General features: G+C 68.2%; 15 protein-coding genes. 14 read left to right on the top strand and 1 reads right to left on the bottom strand.

The genetic code is table 11. From position 1 onward, the window contains the following. Positions 1–78 precede the first annotated feature (78 nt). The gene (locus tag ACWKWX_RS20830) at positions 79–1,002 is read right to left on the bottom strand and encodes a LysR family transcriptional regulator (RefSeq protein WP_473002340.1); all 924 of its coding nucleotides are present in this window, start codon (positions 1,000–1,002) and stop codon (positions 79–81) included. 224 nt (positions 1,003–1,226) lie between these two features. On the opposite strand from ACWKWX_RS20830, the gene ACWKWX_RS20835 reads away from it, so the two are divergent. From ACWKWX_RS20835 to ACWKWX_RS20900, 14 genes are all read left to right on the top strand, one after another. Next, entirely contained in the window at positions 1,227–2,165 is a 939-nt protein-coding gene (locus tag ACWKWX_RS20835; RefSeq protein ID WP_483828773.1) for a VOC family protein, read from the top strand. Between the two features lie 3 nt (positions 2,166–2,168). After that, a complete protein-coding gene (locus ACWKWX_RS20840) occupies positions 2,169–2,501 on the top strand; it encodes a Rieske (2Fe-2S) protein (protein ID WP_483828774.1) in 333 nt (110 codons plus the stop codon). Between the two features lie 108 nt (positions 2,502–2,609). Beyond that, positions 2,610–3,617: a fumarylacetoacetate hydrolase family protein gene (locus ACWKWX_RS20845; protein WP_416424497.1), complete on the top strand. Its 1,008-nt coding sequence runs from the start codon at positions 2,610–2,612 to the stop codon at positions 3,615–3,617. A gap of 32 nt (positions 3,618–3,649) precedes the next feature. After that, entirely contained in the window at positions 3,650–4,780 is a 1,131-nt protein-coding gene (locus ACWKWX_RS20850; protein WP_483828775.1) for an FAD-dependent oxidoreductase, read from the top strand. Positions 4,781–4,858: 78 nt separating this feature from the next. Next, entirely contained in the window at positions 4,859–6,532 is a 1,674-nt protein-coding gene (locus ACWKWX_RS20855) for a DUF1302 domain-containing protein (RefSeq protein WP_483828776.1), read from the top strand. Positions 6,533–6,556: 24 nt separating this feature from the next. After that, complete coding sequence (locus ACWKWX_RS20860; protein ID WP_483828854.1) at positions 6,557–7,906, top strand: DUF1329 domain-containing protein; 1,350 nt, start codon at positions 6,557–6,559, stop codon at positions 7,904–7,906. Between the two features lies 1 nt (position 7,907). Next, complete coding sequence (locus ACWKWX_RS20865; protein ID WP_483828777.1) at positions 7,908–8,951, top strand: WD40/YVTN/BNR-like repeat-containing protein; 1,044 nt, start codon at positions 7,908–7,910, stop codon at positions 8,949–8,951. 4 nt (positions 8,952–8,955) lie between these two features. After that, complete coding sequence (locus ACWKWX_RS20870; RefSeq protein ID WP_483828778.1) at positions 8,956–11,421, top strand: efflux RND transporter permease subunit; 2,466 nt, start codon at positions 8,956–8,958, stop codon at positions 11,419–11,421. Then, positions 11,411–12,595: an MFS transporter gene (locus tag ACWKWX_RS20875; RefSeq protein ID WP_483828779.1), complete on the top strand. Its 1,185-nt coding sequence runs from the start codon at positions 11,411–11,413 to the stop codon at positions 12,593–12,595. Before ACWKWX_RS20870 ends, ACWKWX_RS20875 begins: the two co-directional genes overlap by 11 nt. Beyond that, positions 12,592–13,362 (top strand): SDR family NAD(P)-dependent oxidoreductase, encoded by a 771-nt coding sequence (locus ACWKWX_RS20880; RefSeq protein WP_473002331.1) that lies wholly within the window; start codon positions 12,592–12,594, stop codon positions 13,360–13,362. The genes ACWKWX_RS20875 and ACWKWX_RS20880 overlap by 4 nt, the downstream gene beginning before the upstream one ends. A 15-nt stretch (positions 13,363–13,377) precedes the next feature. After that, on the top strand, positions 13,378–13,941 hold the full coding sequence (locus tag ACWKWX_RS20885; protein ID WP_483828780.1) for a cupin domain-containing protein: 564 nt from the start codon (positions 13,378–13,380) through the stop codon (positions 13,939–13,941). Continuing rightward, positions 13,938–14,921 (top strand): fumarylacetoacetate hydrolase family protein, encoded by a 984-nt coding sequence (locus ACWKWX_RS20890; protein WP_483828781.1) that lies wholly within the window; start codon positions 13,938–13,940, stop codon positions 14,919–14,921. The genes ACWKWX_RS20885 and ACWKWX_RS20890 overlap by 4 nt, the downstream gene beginning before the upstream one ends. 10 nt (positions 14,922–14,931) lie before the next feature. Next, positions 14,932–15,921 (top strand): NAD-dependent epimerase/dehydratase family protein, encoded by a 990-nt coding sequence (locus ACWKWX_RS20895; RefSeq protein ID WP_483828855.1) that lies wholly within the window; start codon positions 14,932–14,934, stop codon positions 15,919–15,921. Further along, positions 15,911–16,693 carry a cyclase family protein gene (locus ACWKWX_RS20900; RefSeq protein WP_483828782.1) on the top strand — a complete coding sequence of 261 codons (783 nt, stop codon included), beginning with the start codon at positions 15,911–15,913 and terminating at the stop codon, positions 16,691–16,693. Before ACWKWX_RS20895 ends, ACWKWX_RS20900 begins: the two co-directional genes overlap by 11 nt. The last annotated feature ends 2 nt before the right edge of the window (positions 16,694–16,695 follow it).

Consider the following 16,695-nt stretch of genomic DNA (forward strand, 5'->3'; position numbering starts at 1 on the left):
ACATCCTGTGGGAGCTGGCTTGCCAGCGAGCTGTTGGGGCCATAAAAGCTCGCTGGCAAGCCAGCTCCCACAAGACGCTCACGCCGCCAGCGGCTGCTCCAGTCCCTGGATAATCCCGCCGATCTGCTCGCGCAACCAGCGGTGCATCGGGTCGCCGTCCATGGTGCGGTGCCACAGCATGAACTCGCGCATCAGCGGGATTTTCACCGGGGTGGGCAAGATGCGCAGCGGCAGGTGCTTGGCGTACAGCCGCGCCAGCCGGCCGTGCATGGTGGCCACGCGCTGGGTGCCGATGATCAGCTGGGGCAGGGTGTTGAAGTCGTTGGTGATGACTTCCAGGCGGCGGCTGACGCCGTACTGGTTCATGAACCACTCCTCGATGCTCATGTGCCGGGTGCGGCCGAAGCCCACCGACACGTGGCCCAGGTTGATGTACTGCTCCAGGGTCAGGCTGTCGCCGACCTGGGTGTTGCCGTTCCACACGGCGCACACGTGTTCTTCCTCGAACAGCAGCTGGGAAGGGTGGTCTTCGAGCACGTAGCGCTCGGGCACGATCATCAGGTCCACTTCGCCGCGTACCAGCAGTTCGCTGGAGTTGTCACCCGGGCCGAGCATTTCGAAGGTGATGAACGGCGCTTCCTGGCTGATCTTCTCGATCACCTGGGCCAGCAGCACGCTGATCAGGTAGTCGGAGGTCACCAGGCGGAAGTGGCGCTTGCTGGTGGAGGGGTCGAACGCCGGTTTGCTGGTGATGGACGAGCGAATTTTCAGCAGCACGTCGCGCACCGGCTCCATCAACTCCAGGGCATAGGGCGTGGGCTGCATCTTGCGCCCCACCTGCACCAGCAGTTCGTCCTCGAAATAGCTGCGCAGGCGCCCCAGCACGCCGCTGGTGGCGGACTGGGTCATGTGCAGGCGCTCGGCGGCGCGGGTGATGTTCTGCTCCTCGAGCAGGATGTCGAGGGCGACCAACAGGTTCAAGTCCAGGTGGTTGAAGCGCATGGCGAGTGCTCACGGTTTCTTGTAGTTGTTTTCTCGATACCTTCGCGGCAAACCATCAGCGCGTCAAGCCTGGCCACAGGTATCGCGAACGCCGATACATGCCATCCCCACACACGATTAGTCAGCTGCCAAGACGGGCGCCACTCTGTGCCGCATCCCGGTCTGCCGGGCATGCCACCGGCCGCCGAGCGCGGCCCAATCATAATTTCAATGGAGTGGTCTGCATGAATATCCTTGGCCTTGATGCCGTGGTTTTTGGCGTCGACGACGTGCCCGCCTGCACCGCCTGCCTCACCGACTACGGCCTGGCGCCGGTAGGCGTCAGCGAGCAGGGCGGGCGCTTTGAAGCGCTGGACGGCACGGCGGTGGTGATCCGCCGCTTTGACGACCCGACGCTGCCGGCGGCCATCGGCCCGGCGCCGTCGCTGCGCGAAACCGTGTACGGGGTGGCCAGCGCCGCCGACCTGGATGCCATCGAGGACGAGCTGGGCCGCGACCGCGCGGTGCGCAAGGACGCCGACGGCACCCTGCACAGCATCGACGACATGGGCTTTGCCATCGCCTTCCAGCTCAGCGTGCGCCGCCCCTACAGCGCCAGCGCCGACCTCACCAACGCCCCCGGCAGCGCGCCGCAGCGGCCGCTGAACCAGATCGGCATCAGCCCGGACATGCCCGCCGTGCCGCGCAGCCTGTCCCACGTGGTGTACTTCGTGCCCGACTCCGCCAAGGCCGAGGCGTTCTACCAGCGCCTGGGCTTCCGCACCACCGACCGCTTCGTCGGCGTGGGGCCGTTCATGCGCCCGGCAGGCTCGGACGACCACCACAGCCTGTTCATGATCCAGACCCCGCCGCACATGAAGGGCTGCGAGCACTTCACCTTCCACCTGGGCAGCGGCACCGAAGTGCTGCTGGCCGGCACCCGCTTCGCCGCCAAGGGCTGGACCAGCTTCTGGGGCCCGGGCCGCCACCTACTGGGCTCCAACTGGTTCTGGTACTTCAACAGCCCGCTGGGCTGCCACATCGAGTACGACGCCGACATGGACAAGCACGACGACGCGTGGGCCGCGCGCCAGGCGCCGATGTCGGCCGACAACTCGCAGCTGTTCCTGTTTGCCGGCCGCGAAAAGTGGGCGCCCGGCGGCCCGCCGGCCAAGCAGGGCTGAGCCATGGCCATCGCCCTGTGCCCGGCCGGCCAGTTGCTGGAGGGCCAGGCCCGCGGCTTCGACCCCCACGGGGTGGGCAGCGACACCGTGTTCGCCCTGCGCCACGCAGGCCAGGTGCGGGTGTACCGCAATAGCTGCCCGCACCTGGACGTGCCGCTGGAGTACCGCAAGGACCGTTACCTGTCCGCCGATGGCCAGCGAATCATCTGCTACGCCCACGGCGCGCAGTTCGCCCCGCACAGCGGCGAATGTCTATACGGGCCGTGCCGTGGCGAGCACCTGGAGGCCCTGGCACACCGCATCGAAGACGGCTGGCTGGTGCTTGAACAGTTTTGAAAACGTGGGCGGCCAGGTATCGCGATTGGCGATACATCGCATCCGAACATGCGATTAGTCAAATCCCTGCCCAGCCCCGAACCTGATTGCACGACCTTGGAGACAATAATGACTCATCCATCGATCGAAACACCGTTTGCCCTGGGCACCTTTTCCGCTGCCGGCAGCCCGCGCTTCGCAGGCCTGGTGGTGGCCGACCAGGTGGTTGCCGTGGCTGCCCTGGCGCACCTGGCCGAACTGCGCGGCGCCCACAGCGTGCTGGGCCTGCTGGAACACTGGGAGCACAACTTCGCCCAGCTTGACCGCCTGGCGCGCCAGCTGGCGGCGGACAAGCAGGGCCTGCCATTCCTGGGGCTCGACCAGGTGCACTACCACGCCCCGGTGGACCTGCCGCGGCAGATCTTCTGCTCGGGTGCCAACTACCACAAGCACGTGGTGGACCTGATCGTCGACGACCCGCAGTTCGAAACCGACGGCATGGACAACACCCAGCGCCGCGCCTACGCCGTGGAGCTGATGAACAAGCGGGCCCGCGAAGGCAAGCCGTTCGTGTTCAACAAGGTGGCCTCCAGCGTCACCGGGCCGTTCGACCCGATCATCATTCCGGCCGGCAGCAAGAAGCCTGACTGGGAGCTGGAGCTGGGCGTGGTCATCGGCAAGCCGGCGCGCCGCGTCAGCCGCGAAAACGCCCTGGACCACGTGGCTGGCTACGTGGTGGTCAACGACCTCACCGAGCGCACCAAGGTGTTCCGCCCCGACATCCCGCAGATGGGCATGGACTGGCTGAGCAGCAAGAACGCGCCGACCTTCCTGCCCATGGGCCCGTACCTGGTACCCGCCGCCTACGTCGGCAACCCCCAGGAGCTGCAACTGACCCTGCGCCTGAACGGCCAGGTGATGCAGGACGAAAGCACCGCCGACATGATCTTCGACGTGGCACGCATCATCGAATTCATCTCCCAGAGCGTGCAACTGCTGCCCGGCGACCTGATCTGCAGCGGCTCGCCCTCGGGCAACGGCACCCACTACAACCGCTTCCTGCAAGCCGGCGACCTGATGGAAGGCACCATCGCCAAGCTGGGCACCCAGCGCAACCCCTGCGTCGACGAACGCTGATACCCCCAATAAGAACAAGACGGAGCATAACCATGACAGCAGTGAGCAAGGTCCTGATAGTGGGCGGTGGCATCGGCGGCCTGTGCGCAGCCATCGCCCTGCGCCGCAAGGGCATCGACGTCGACCTGGTGGAGCTGAAGGGCGAGTGGACGGTGTACGGCGTGGGCATCATCCAGCAGTGCAACGTGGTGCGCGAGATGGCCCGCCTGGGCGTGCTCGACGGCTACCTGGGCGCGGCGTTCCCGTTCGAGGACGTGGCCCTGTACAACGCCGACGGCCACACCCTGGCGCGCATTCCCGGCCAGCGCCTGGCCGGCCCCCAGTACCCGGCCAACGTCGGCATCTCGCGCCTGGCGCTGCACCAGGTGCTGAGCAGCACCGCGCTGGAGCTGGGCACGCGCATTCGCCTGGGCACCAGCGTCGAGGCGCTGGTGCAGGACGCCAGCGGCGTCGACGTGACCTTCACCGATGCAAGCCAGGGCCGCTACCACCTGGTGGTGGGCGCCGACGGCCTGTTCTCCAAGGTGCGCACCCTGCTGTTCGGCGACACCTACACGCCGCGCCACACCGGCCAGTCGGTCTGGCGCCACAACTTCAAGCGCGACCCGGCCATCGACCACCTGGCCAACTACCTGGGCCCGGACGGCAACGCCGGCCTGTGCCCGCTGGCCGATGACCTGATGTACCTGTACCTGACCAGCTACGAGCCGGGCAACCCGTGGATGGACAACGCCACCCTGGCCGCCGAGATGCGCAAGCGCCTGGCCGGCTTCAATGGCCTGATCGGCGAGCTGCGCGAGCAGATCACCGACAGCAGCCAGGTGGTGTACAAGCCCATGGAGGTGGTGTTCGTCAGCGAGCCCTGGTACCGCGGCCGCGTGCTGCTGATCGGCGACGCCGCCCACGCCACCACGCCGCACCTGGGCCAGGGCGCTGGCATGGCCATCGAGGACGCCGTGGTGCTGGGCGAGCTGATGGGCGCCCAGGGCGGGCAAGGCGTCGAGGCCTTGCTGCAGCAGTTCATGGAACGCCGCTACGAGCGCTGCAAGTTCATCAGCGAGAGCTCGATTCTGGCGGGGGACAAGGAAATCGAGCACGACCACGGCTTCGACCGCGTGGGCCTGGTGCGCACGATGCTGGCGCTGACCGCCGAAGAGATCTGAGCGCCGCCTTGTGACACGACCGCGCCCCACGCTGGGCGCGGCGAACCTGATAACAAGAACAACAGATGAGGTTTTCCCATGGTACGTCTGCACTTCACCGTGCCGCGCGGCGCGCACCCGCCGTTCGTCTTGAGCCTGATGATGTTCGGCCTGCTGGCGGGCAACGCCCAGGCCTTTCAGTTCGACACCGGCAACCCCGACATCACCACCCGCTGGGACAACACCCTCAAATACAGCGCCGCCTGGCGCACCGAGGGCCGCAGCGACAAGCTCACCACCGGCACCGCCGCGGTGAACGGTGACGACGGCGACCGCAACTTCAGCGGCGGCATGATCTCCGACCGCCTGGACCTGCTGTCCGAGTTCGACATCAGCTACCAGAACGTCGGCGCCCGGGTGAGCGGCGCGGCCTGGTACGACGACGTCTACAACAAGAGCAACGACAACAACTCGCCGGGCACCAATAACAGCACCTCGGTGGACTACGACCACTTCACCGACCAGACCCGCAAGCTGCACGGCCGCGAGGGCGAGATTCTCGACGCCTTCATCTACGGCAAGGCCGACTGGGGCGACATGCCGGTGTCCGGGCGCATCGGCCAGTACGCCATGCAGTGGGGCGAAAGCCTGTTCTACGGCATGAACGGCATCGCCGGCGGCATGGCGCCCATCGACGTGGTCAAGGGCCTGTCGGTGCCCAACACCCAGTTCAAGGAGCTGATCCGCCCGGTGCGGCAAATGTCCGGGCAGTTCCAGCTGACCCCGGACGTGTCGGTGGGCGCCTACTACCAGTTCGAGTGGGAGGCCAACCGCCTGCCGGCGGCCGGTAGCTACTTCTCCAGCTTCGACAGCATCGGCAACGGCAACGAGCGCCTGTTCGCAGGCGATGCGGTGATCCCTGGCGGCCAGCCGCTGGCGTTCTACAGCGGCGGCAACAAGAACGCCCAGGACTCGGGGCAGGGCGGCGTGCAGATCAAGTGGCGCACCGAGACCGTGGACTACGGCGTGTATGCCATCCGTTACCACGACAAGAGCCCGCAGCTGCTGGTGCGCCCGGACTTCGCCAACCTCAACCCGGTCACCGGCCAGGCCGGCGAGTACTACTGGGTGTACCCCGAAGGCATCGAGGCCCTGGGCGCCAGCTTCTCCACCACCGTCGAGCAGTTCAACATCGCCGGCGAACTGTCCACCCGCTGGCACCAACCGCTGGCGTCCACCAACCAGCGCACGCTGCTGGCGGGCGAAAGCATCTCCAACGACGCCGACGACGCCCTGTACGCCACCGGCCACACCCTGCACGCCAACCTGTCGTGGTTGGCCAGCTTCGGGCCCACCGCGGTGGCCCAGGAGTCGAGCTTCATCGGCGAGCTGGCGTGGAACCGCACCCTGAGCGTCACCCGCAACCCCGACGCCGTGGACCCCAACGCCACCCGCGACGCCTGGAGCCTGCGCACCGTGTACGAGCCCATGTACCGGCAGTTCTTCCCCGGCATGGACGTGAGCATCCCGCTGGGCATCAGCTACACCCACGGCGCCTCCGAGGCCCTGGGCACGCAATTCGGCACCAACCGCGGTGGCGACATGAACATCGGCATCAAGGGCAACTACCTCAACACCTGGAACCTGGGCCTGACCTACACCCACTACTACGGGCCGGCCAACACCTTTCTCGATGAAAACAACAACTACACCTTCGAACAGTCGCTCAAGGACCGGGATTTCGTGGCCTTCAGCGTCAGCCGTACTTTCTGAACCGAGGATCAGTCGATGAAACCCATGACCTTGCTGCTTACTGCCCTGGCGTCGTCGTTGCTGCTGGCCCAGGGCGTGATGGCCGCCGTTCCCGCCAGCGAAGCCGACACCCTGAAGACCACCCTCACGCCCCTGGGCGCCACCCGCGCCGGCAACGCCGACAACAGCATCCCGGCCTGGAACGGCGGCCTGACCCAGGCCGACCCGGCCTACAAGGACGGCGGCAAGCGCGGCGACCCCTTCGCCACCGAAAAACCGCTGTTCACCATCACCGCGCAGAACGCCGCCCAGTACGCCGACAAGCTCTCGGCCGGCACCCTGGCGATGTTGAAGAAGTACCCTGACAGCTACCACCTCGACGTGTACCCCACCCACCGCACCGCCGCCGCGCCACAAGCGGTGTACGACGCCACCTACAAGAACGCCATCAACGGCAAGCTGGTGGACGGCGCTGCCGGGCCCATGCCCCAGGACGCTTCGGGCGGCATTCCGTTCCCGATTCCCAAGAACGGCGCCGAGGCCATCTGGAACCACCTGCTGCGTTGGCGCGGAGCGTCCTGGCACGCCGACTTCACCCAGTACCTGACCACCGCCGACGGCAAGCATGTGCTCACCAACGATTCCAAGGCCGACCTGCAGATGCCCTGGTACCTGCCTGACGGCGGCCAGAAGGACGGGGTGTTCTGGACCATCCGCATGACCAACGACGGCCCACCGCTGCGCGCCGGCGAGGCCATCACCGGCCGCGAGAACCTCAATGCCAACAACGCCGGCGTGTGGACCTACCTGCCCGGTCAGCGCCGGGTACGGCGCCTGCCCAACGCCTGCTGCGACACGCCGACCCCGGCCACCGCCGGGGTGATGAGCTTTGACGAGCTGTACGTGTTCAACGGCCGCATCGATGGCTTCGACTGGAAACTGGTGGGCAAGAAGGAGCTGTACATCCCCTACAACTCGAACGAGGTGTTCACCGCCGCCAAGCCCACTGACCTGCTGGGCGAGCACCACCTCAACCCGGCGGACATCCGCTGGGAACTGCACCGCGTGTGGGTGGTGGAAGCCACGCTCAAGCCCGGCAAGCGCCACGTGATGCCGCGCAGCACTTACTACCTGGACGAGGACACCTGGGCCGCTGTGCTCGGCGAGCGCTACGACGCGCAGAACCAGCTGGCCAAGGCGCTGTGGACCACCCCGGTGGTGCTGCCCGACATGCCCGGCGTGGTGACCTTGACCAACGGCTTCTACGATTTGCTGTCCGGGGCCTGGTTCACCGGTGACATCTTCGCCGGCAAGAACGAGCAGTACCGCGTGGTGCAGGCCTACAAGGACTCGGTGTTCACCCCCGATGCCCTGGCCGGCGAAGGTGTGCGCTGAGATGAAGCGCACCTTATTGATCAGCGCAATGTGCCTGGCGCTGGCCGGGCAGGGCGCCCACGCCGCCGACGTGCTGGTCCAGCCGGCCGTGCAGTCGGCCCAGGCGCTGCACGCAGTGCTGCTGGGCATTGGCCGGGCCGGTGCGCGGCTGGTGGCGGTGGGCGAGCGCGGCACCGTGCTGCTGTCGGACAACAACGGCGCCAGCTGGCGCCAGGCCCAGGTGCCGGTGAGCACCAGCCTGGCTGCCGTGCAGTTTGTCGACGGCCAGCAGGGCTGGGCCGTGGGCCACGGCGGCGTGGTGCTGCACAGCCAGGACGGCGGCGAGCACTGGCAGGTGCAACTCGATGGCCACAAGGCCGCGGCGCTGGAACTGGCCGCGGCGCAGCAGGACGGCAATCCCCAGCGCCTGGCCGCCGCGCAACGGCTGGTGGCCGACGGCGCCGACAAGCCGCTGCTGGCCTTGAGCTTCAGTGACGCGCGCCATGGCCTGGTGGTCGGTGCCTACGGCCTGGCCCTGGCCACCGATGACGGCGGCGCCACCTGGAGCAGTTGGGCCGGGCGCTTGCCCAACCCGCAAGGGCTGCACCTGTACGCCGTGGCCCAGCGCGGCGGCGAGCTGTGGCTGGCCGGCGAGCAGGGCCTGGTGCTGCATTCGGGCGACGGCGGCGAGCATTTCACCGCGCTGCCCAGCCCCTACGACGGCAGCTTCTTCAGCCTGGCGCTGCTGCCCGGCGGCGAGGTGTTGCTGGGCGGCCTGCGCGGCCACCTGTTCAGCCTCAAGGGCGACAGCTTCAACGCAATCAGCAACCCGCTGCCGGTGTCTATCAACGCTGCCTGGGTCAGTGACCGGCGCCTGCTGCTGGTCAACCAGGCCGGTGCAGTGCTGCAGGGCCAGCTCGACGGCAGCGGCCTTGCGCCCTTGCCACTGGCGGCCGGCGCGCCGTTGGCGGCAGTGGCCGAGGCCAGCGACGGCAGCCTGGTGGGCGTTGGTTTCGCCGGCCCGTTGCGCCTGAGCGCGGCGCCCACCCAGTCTTTAGCGGAGTAAGCCCATGCATGCCCCCAGCTCTTCCCAGGCGGCGCCGCACAGCGGGCGCCTGGCCGATTTCGACAGCCGTTCCGGCTCGCTGCTGGAACGCGCGCTGTTCAACCACCGGCGCATCGTGCTGCTGTTGTGCCTGCTGGCCACCATTGTGCTGGGCTGGCAGGCCACGCGCCTGACCCTGAACGCCAGCTTCGAGAAAATGATCCCCAGTGACCAGCCTTTCATTGCCAACTACCTGGCCCACCGCCAGGAGCTGTCGGGGCTGGGCAACGCCGTGCGCATCGCGGTGATCAACCGCCGCGGCAGCGTCTACGACAAGGACTACCTGCACACCCTGCAGCAGCTCAACGACGAGGTGTACCTGCTGCCCGGCGTCGACCGCGCCTACATGAAGTCGCTGTGGACCCCGGCCACCCGCTGGGTGGGCGTCACCGAGGATGGCCTGGAAGGCGGCCCGGTGATTCCCGACAACTATGACGGCAGCGCCGCCAGCCTCGAGGCGCTGAAGCGCAACGTCGAGCGCAGCAACGAGATCGGCCAGCTGGTGGCGTTCGACCAGCAGTCGAGCATCCTTTATGTGCCGCTGCTGGCCACCACCGCCGACGGCAAGGCCCTGGACTACAGCGCCCTGGCCAAGCGCCTGGAGGCCCTGCGCGCCAAGTACCAGGGCCAGGGCATCGAGATTCGCATCACCGGTTTTGCCAAGGTGGTGGGTGACCTGATCGACGGCCTGCGCCAGATTCTGCTGTTCTTCGCCGCCGCCATCGCCATTACCGCCGTGGTGCTCTACGGCTACACCCGCTGCCTGCGCAGCACCGCGCTGGTGATGAGCTGTTCGCTGGTGGCGGTGGTGTGGCAGCTGGGGCTGCTGCCGCTGCTGGGCTTCGAGCTGGACCCGTACTCGGTGCTGGTGCCGTTCCTGGTGTTCGCCATCGGCATGAGCCACGGCGCACAGAAAATGAACGGCATCATGCAGGACATCGGCCGCGGCATGCACCGGCTGGTGGCGGCGCGCTTCACCTTCCGCCGGCTGTTCATGGCCGGGCTGACGGCGCTGCTGTGCGACGCGGTGGGCTTTGCGGTGCTGATGATCATCAAGATCCAGGTCATTCAGGACCTGGCGCTGATCGCCAGCCTGGGCGTGGCGGTGCTGATCTTCACCAACCTGATCCTGTTGCCGGTGCTGCTCTCGTACGTCGGCGTCAGCGCCACGGCGGCCACGCGCAGCCTGCGCGGTGAGGCCGCCGATGCGGCGGGGGCGGTGCGTCATCCGGCCTGGCGTTTTCTCGACCTGTTCACCCAGCGCCGCTGGGCCAGCGCCTGCGTGCTGGTGGCCGCGGTGCTGGCGGTGGGTGGTTACCTGGTCAGCCTGCACCTGAAGGTCGGCGACCTCGACGCCGGCGCGCCGGAGCTGCGCGCCGACTCGCGCTACAACCAGGACAACGCCTACCTGACGGCGCACTACGGCGCCAGCAGCGACGTGTTCGCGGTGATGGTCAAGACCCCGCCGGGCGGCTGCTCCAGCTACGACACGCTGCAGCGCGTGGACAACCTCGACTGGCAGCTGCGCGGCCTGGCGGGCGTGGACTCGACCAATTCCCTGGCGTTGCTCAACCGCCGGGTGCTGGTGGGGCTGTCGGAAGGCAACCCGCGCTGGTACGAGCTGCTGCACAACCAGGCCACCCTGAACATGGTCACCGCCGGCGCGCCGCGTGGCCTGTACAACGAAGACTGCAGCCTGCTGACCGTGTACGCCTACCTCACCGACCACAAGGCCGACACCCTGGGCCGCGTGGTGGACAGCGTGCAGGCCTTCGCCAAGGCCAACGACAGCGACCAGGCGCAGTTCCTGCTGGCGGCCGGCAGCGCTGGTATCGAGGCGGCGACCAACATCGTCGTCAAGCAGGCCAGCCATGAAATGCTCTGGTGGGTGTACGGCGCCGTGGTGCTGCTGTGCCTGATCACCTTCCGTTCCTGGCGCGCGGTGCTCTGCGCGGTGCTGCCGCTGATGCTCACCTCGATCCTGTGCGAGGCGCTGATGGTATGGCTGGGCATCGGCGTCAAGGTCGCGACCTTGCCGGTGATTGCCCTGGGCGTGGGCATCGGCGTCGACTACGCGCTGTACGTGATGAGCATCGTGCTGGCACAGATGCGCGCCGGCGCCAGCCTGTCCCAGGCCTATTACCAGGCCCTGCAGTTCACCGGCAAGGTGGTGATGCTCACGGGGGTGACCCTGGCGATTGGCGTGGGTACCTGGATGTTCTCGCCTATCAAGTTCCAGGCCGACATGGGCGTGCTGCTGGCGTTCATGTTCGTCTGGAACATGGTCGGCGCGCTGATTTTGCTGCCGGCGCTGGCGTACTTCCTGTTGCCCCACAAGCGCCAGCCACAAGCGCTGGCCGTGGCCCGGCCGGTGCCGGAAAACGCCGAGAAACCTCGCCCGTTGAGCCTGGAGGTGGTGCATGAACGCTGATCGCCAACCGCGTTTGCCGCAGTCGCTGCTGTTGCTGCTGGGTAGTTGCCTGCCGGTGCTGGGCGCGGTGCTGCTGGCGCCGGTGCTGCCGCGCATGCAGGCGCATTTCGTCGACACCCCGGGGGTTGCGGTGCTGGTGCCCATCGCCTTGACCCTGCCGGCGCTGGTGGTGGCGCTGCTGGCGCCGTTCGCCGGCGTCATTGCCGACCGGGTAGGGCGCAAGCCGCTGCTGCTGTGGGCCATGGCCCTGTACACCCTGTGCGGCACGCTGCCGCTGTGGCTGCAGTCGCTGCCGGCGATTGTTGCCAGCCGCGCCGGCATCGGCCTCGCCGAGGCGGCGATCATGACCGGCTGCACCACGCTGATGGGCGACTACTACAGCGGCGCCCGCCGCGAGCGGCTGTTTGCCCTGCAGATGGTCGCCACCTCGCTGTCCGCAGCGCTGTTCATGGGCCTGGGCGGACAGTTGGGCCAGGACAACTGGCGCGCGCCGTTCGCCCTGTACGCGGTGGGGCTGGTGTTCCTGCCGCTGATGGCTCGGCTGCTGTGGGAGCCCGTGGCTCCGGCGCAGGCCCAGCGCACCGCCGCGCGCCTGCCGTGGCGCGCCCTGGGCCCGCTGTACCTGCTGGCGCTGCTGGCCGGCGCCAGCCTGTTCATCGTGCCGGTGCAGGCCGGCTTCATCCTCAGCCTGCTGGGCATCGACGCCCCGCAGCAGATCGGCCTGACCATGGGCGGCAACCAGCTGGGCGTGGTGGCCGGCGCCTTGAGTTTCCGACTTATCGGTCGTATTGCCCCGGCGCGGCTGTTGCTGCTGGCGTTCGTGCTGGCCGGCTGCGGCGGCGTGTTGATGGGCAGCGCCAACAGCCACCTGCACGTGGTGGTGGCGGTGGTCATTAATGGCCTGGGCATCGGCCTGATGCTGCCCACCCTGATCACCTGGATCATGGCCCAGGTGGGCTTCAGCCAGCGCGGGCGGGCGACCGGCTTGTTCACGGCGGCGATCTTCGCCGGCGAGTTCGTCAGCCCCTTGCTGGTGCTGGCCATCAGTGGCGGCAACCTGGCGGCGGTGCCCCATGCGGTGTTGCTGGTGGGGGTGTTACAGGGATTGGTGGCGTTGGGCTGCCTGGCGGTGCCGCGGTTCAGTGGCGCGTGTTTGCAAGGAGAACATGCATGAAGTTGTTTGACCTCAGCGGCCAGGTGGCCCTGATCACCGGCGCCACCCGTGGCATTGGCCTGGCCATTGCCCGCGCCTATGGGCAGGCGGGCGCGCGGCTGGCCATCAGCAGTGAAAACCCCGAGGACTGCCGCCAGGTGGCGGCGCAACTGGCCGAGGAGGGCATCGACGCCTGGCCCCTGCCCGCCGACATGGGCCAGCAGGCCCAGGTGCAGGCGTTGGCCGAGGGGGTGCTGGAGCATTTCGGCCAGTTGGACATCCTCGTGTGCAACGCCGGCATCGCCCCGCACATGGGGCCGCTGGCCAGTGCCAGCGAAGCCCAATGGCAGGCCACCCTGACGGTGAACCTGCAGAGCGCCGTGTGGCTCACCTCGGCGCTGATCCCGGCGCTGGTGGCCCGTGGCGGTGGCAGCGTGGTGCTGATGGCCAGCATCGCCGGCGTGCGCGGCAACCGTGGCCTGGGCCTGTATGGCCTGTCGAAGGCGGCGCTGGCGCAGCTGGCGCGCAACCTGGCGGTGGAGTGGGGGCCAAGCAACGTGCGGGTCAACGCCATCAGCCCCGGGGTGGTGCAGACCGCGTTTGCCCGCCCGCTCACTGACCAACCGGCGGTGATGGACAAGCGCCTGGCGCTGACACCCCTGCGCCGCGTGGGCCGGCCCGAGGAAATTGCCGCCGTGGCGCTGCTGCTGGCCGCCCCCGGCGGCGCCTTTATCACCGGCCAGAACCTGATTGTCGACGGTGGCACCACCATCGGCGACGGCAACTGAACAAGGAATTTGTGCATGCAGACGCTTCCCAGCTTCAAGCGCGTGGTTACCGGCCACGACGCCAGCGGCAAGGCCACCGTGGCCATCAGCGGCCCTACGCCCAGTGTGTTCGCGCTGCAGGCGGTGCCCGGCACGGTGTTCCATGAGATCTGGAACACCGGCGCTGCGCCCGCGCCGATCGACAACGGCGACGACGCCACGCTCAAACCCCTGCAGCTGAGCCCCAGCGCCCTGGGCAGCCTGATCCGGGTGGTGGATATCCCGCCCGACAGCGTGCAGAACGCCGTGACGGCCGAAGCCGCCGCCCAGGCCTTCGCCGAGATCGGCCAGGCCCACGCGGGTACCGGCAACGGCGACAGCCGCCACCGGCTGATGCACCGCACTGAAACCGTCGACTACGGCATCGTCACCGAGGGCGAGGTGTGGCTGGTGCTCGATGACCAGGACGTGCGCTTGAGCCGCGGCGACGTGGTGGTGCAGCGCGGCACGAACCACGCCTGGAGCAACCGCACCGAGCAGATGGCGCGCATGGTCTTCATCCTGTTGGACGGGCAATTTGCACAAGGAATCGCCCCATGAAGCTGGCAACCCTGAAAGATGGCAGCCGCGACGGCCGCCTGGTGGTGGTGTCCCGCGACCTGCGCCGCTATGTGTGCGCCAGCGCCATTGCCGCCACCCTGCAACAGGCGGTGGACGCCTGGGCCAGCTGCGCGCCGCAGCTGCAAGCGCTGGCCTGGCTGCTGGAGGAAGGCCGCGCGCCTGGCGCGCAGCCGTTCGACCCGGGCCAGGCCATGGCGCCGTTGCCACGTGCGTATCAGTGGTGCGACGCCTCGGCGTTCCTCAACCACGGCACGCTGATGCAGAAAGCGTTCAACCTCGACCCCATCGAAGGTGTGGAGCATATCCCCTTGATGTACCAAGGTTCCGGGGACGACTTCCACGGCGCGCGCGATGACCTGCGCCTGCCCACTGAAGCCCAGGGCATCGACTTCGAAGGCGAGTTCGTGGTGCTGGTGGACGACGTGCCGCTGGGCTGCCCGGCCGAGCAGGCAGACGCGCACATCAAGCTGGTGCTGCAGGTCAACGACGTCAGCCTGCGGGCGTTGGCGCCACGGGAGATGCTCACCGGTTTTGGTTTCCTGCAGGCCAAGCCATCCTCCAGCTTCGCCCCGGTGGCGGTCACCCCCGATGAACTGGGTGACGCCTGGGCCGAGGGGCGGGTGCAGCTGCCGTTGCAGGTGCAGCGCAACGGCGAGTGGTTCGGCCACCCCCACGGCGGCGAGATGAATTTCAGCTTCGGCCAATTGGTCGCCCATGCTGCGCTGACCCGCCGGCTGGGGGCGGGCACCCTGGTGGGCTCGGGCACCGTGTCGAATAAAGACCGATCGGTCGGTTCGGCCTGCATCGCCGAGCGCCGGGCTATCGAGATGATCGAGCACGGCAGCCCCCGCACCGGTTTCCTGCACTTTGGCGAGCGGATACGCATGGACGTCGTCGGCCTGGATGGCCACTCGGTGTTCGGCGCCATCGACCAGCGCGTGGTAGCGGCCCATGAGTGACGGCAACGGCCTGCGCGTGCTGGTCACCGGCGCCAATGGCTTCCTGGGGCAACTGCTGGTCAAGCGCCTGCTGGCGGCGGGTAGCCTGCGCGGGCAGGCCATCGGCACCTTGCTGTTGCTGGACATGAACCTGGAGGGCATCGCCGCGGATCCGCGCCTGCGCCTGCACCCCGGCAGTATCACTGACCCGGCGCTGCTGCGGCGGGTGCTGGCCGATGGCATCGACGTGGTGTTCCACCTGGTGAGCATCGCCGGGGGCGCCGCCGAGCGCCAATACGAGCTGGGCTACGAGGTGAACCTGCAAGCCAGCCTGGAGTTGTTGCAGCAACTGCGCAACCGCGCGCGGCCGCCGGTGCTGGTGTTCGCCAGCAGCGTGGCGGTGTACGGCGCGGACCTGCCGCCGCGGCTGGACGAGCAGGCGCCCGCGCAGCCGCAGCTGTCCTACGGCGCGCACAAGCGCATGGTCGAGATTGCCCTGAGCGACCTGGCCCGCCGTGGCGAGGTGGACGGCCGCGCGCTGCGCCTGCCCGGCATTGTCGCCCGGCCCCAGGCGGGCCAGGGCCTGCGCTCGGCGTTCATGAGCGAGCTGATGCGCTGCGTGGCGGCCGGCCAGCCGTACCAATGCCCGGTGTCGGCGGCGGCCACGGCCTGGTGGATGTCGGCGCGCTGCTGCGTCAACAACCTGCTGCGCGCCGCCGAGCTGCCGCTGGCCCATGACGCGCCGCGGGTGTGGCAGCTGCCGGTGCTGCACCTGTCCATCGGCCAGGTGGTGGATGCCCTGGCCGAACGCTTCGGCGAGGCCAGCCGCGCGCTGGTCAGCTACCACCCGGACGCACAGCTGGAGGCCCAGTTCGGCCGCCAGCCACCACTTAAAACCCCACAGGCGCGGGCCCTGGGCCTGCGCCATGACGGCAGCGCCACCGCCCTGGTGCGCAATGCCCTGGAACTGACCCCTGCGGTGCGCCGCCCCGCACAAGGAAGCCCTTGCCATGAAGCTTGAACGTCGGCTGATCGACCTGTCCGTGACCCTGGAAAACAACCCCTACACCGACCCGCCGCCGTTGCTGCCGCGCATCGAATACACCGACCACCAGCAGGGCTGGCCGGAAATGGCCGCGATGTTCCCGGGGCTGACGCTTGAGGACATGCCCGGCCAGGAGGCCTGGGCCGCCGAGCGGCTGTTCATCACCACCCACAGCGGTACGCACATGGACGCGCCCTGGCACTACGCCTCCACCACCGACGGCGGCAAGCCGGCGTGGGGCATCGACGAGCTGCCGCTGGAATGGTGCCTGCGGCCGGGGGTGAAGCTGGACTTTCGCGGTTTTGCCGATGGCCACGTGATCACCGCCGCCGAGGTCGAGGCCGAGCTGGCGCGCATCGGCCATGTGCTGCAACCGCTGGACATCGTGCTGGTGAACACCCGCGCCGGCAGCCTGTTCGGCCAGCCCGGCTACCTGGACGCCGGCGTGGGCATGGGCCGCGAGGCCACCCTGTACCTGCTGGACCGCGGCGTGCGCGTGGTAGGCACCGATGCCTGGAGCTGGGACGCGCCGTTCAAGTACACCCGCGAGCGCTTCGCCGCCACCCGCGATGCGGCGCTGATCTGGGAGGGGCATAAGGCGGGCCGCGACATCGGCTACGGGCAGATGGAAAAGCTGGCGAACCTTGAGCAACTGCCGGCCAGCGGCTTCGAGGTGTCGTGCTTCCCCTACAAGATCAAACACGCTTCGGCCGGTTTCGTCCGCGCCGTGGCCATTATCACTGACTGAGT

This window comes from Pseudomonas imperatae (assembly GCF_057128625.1).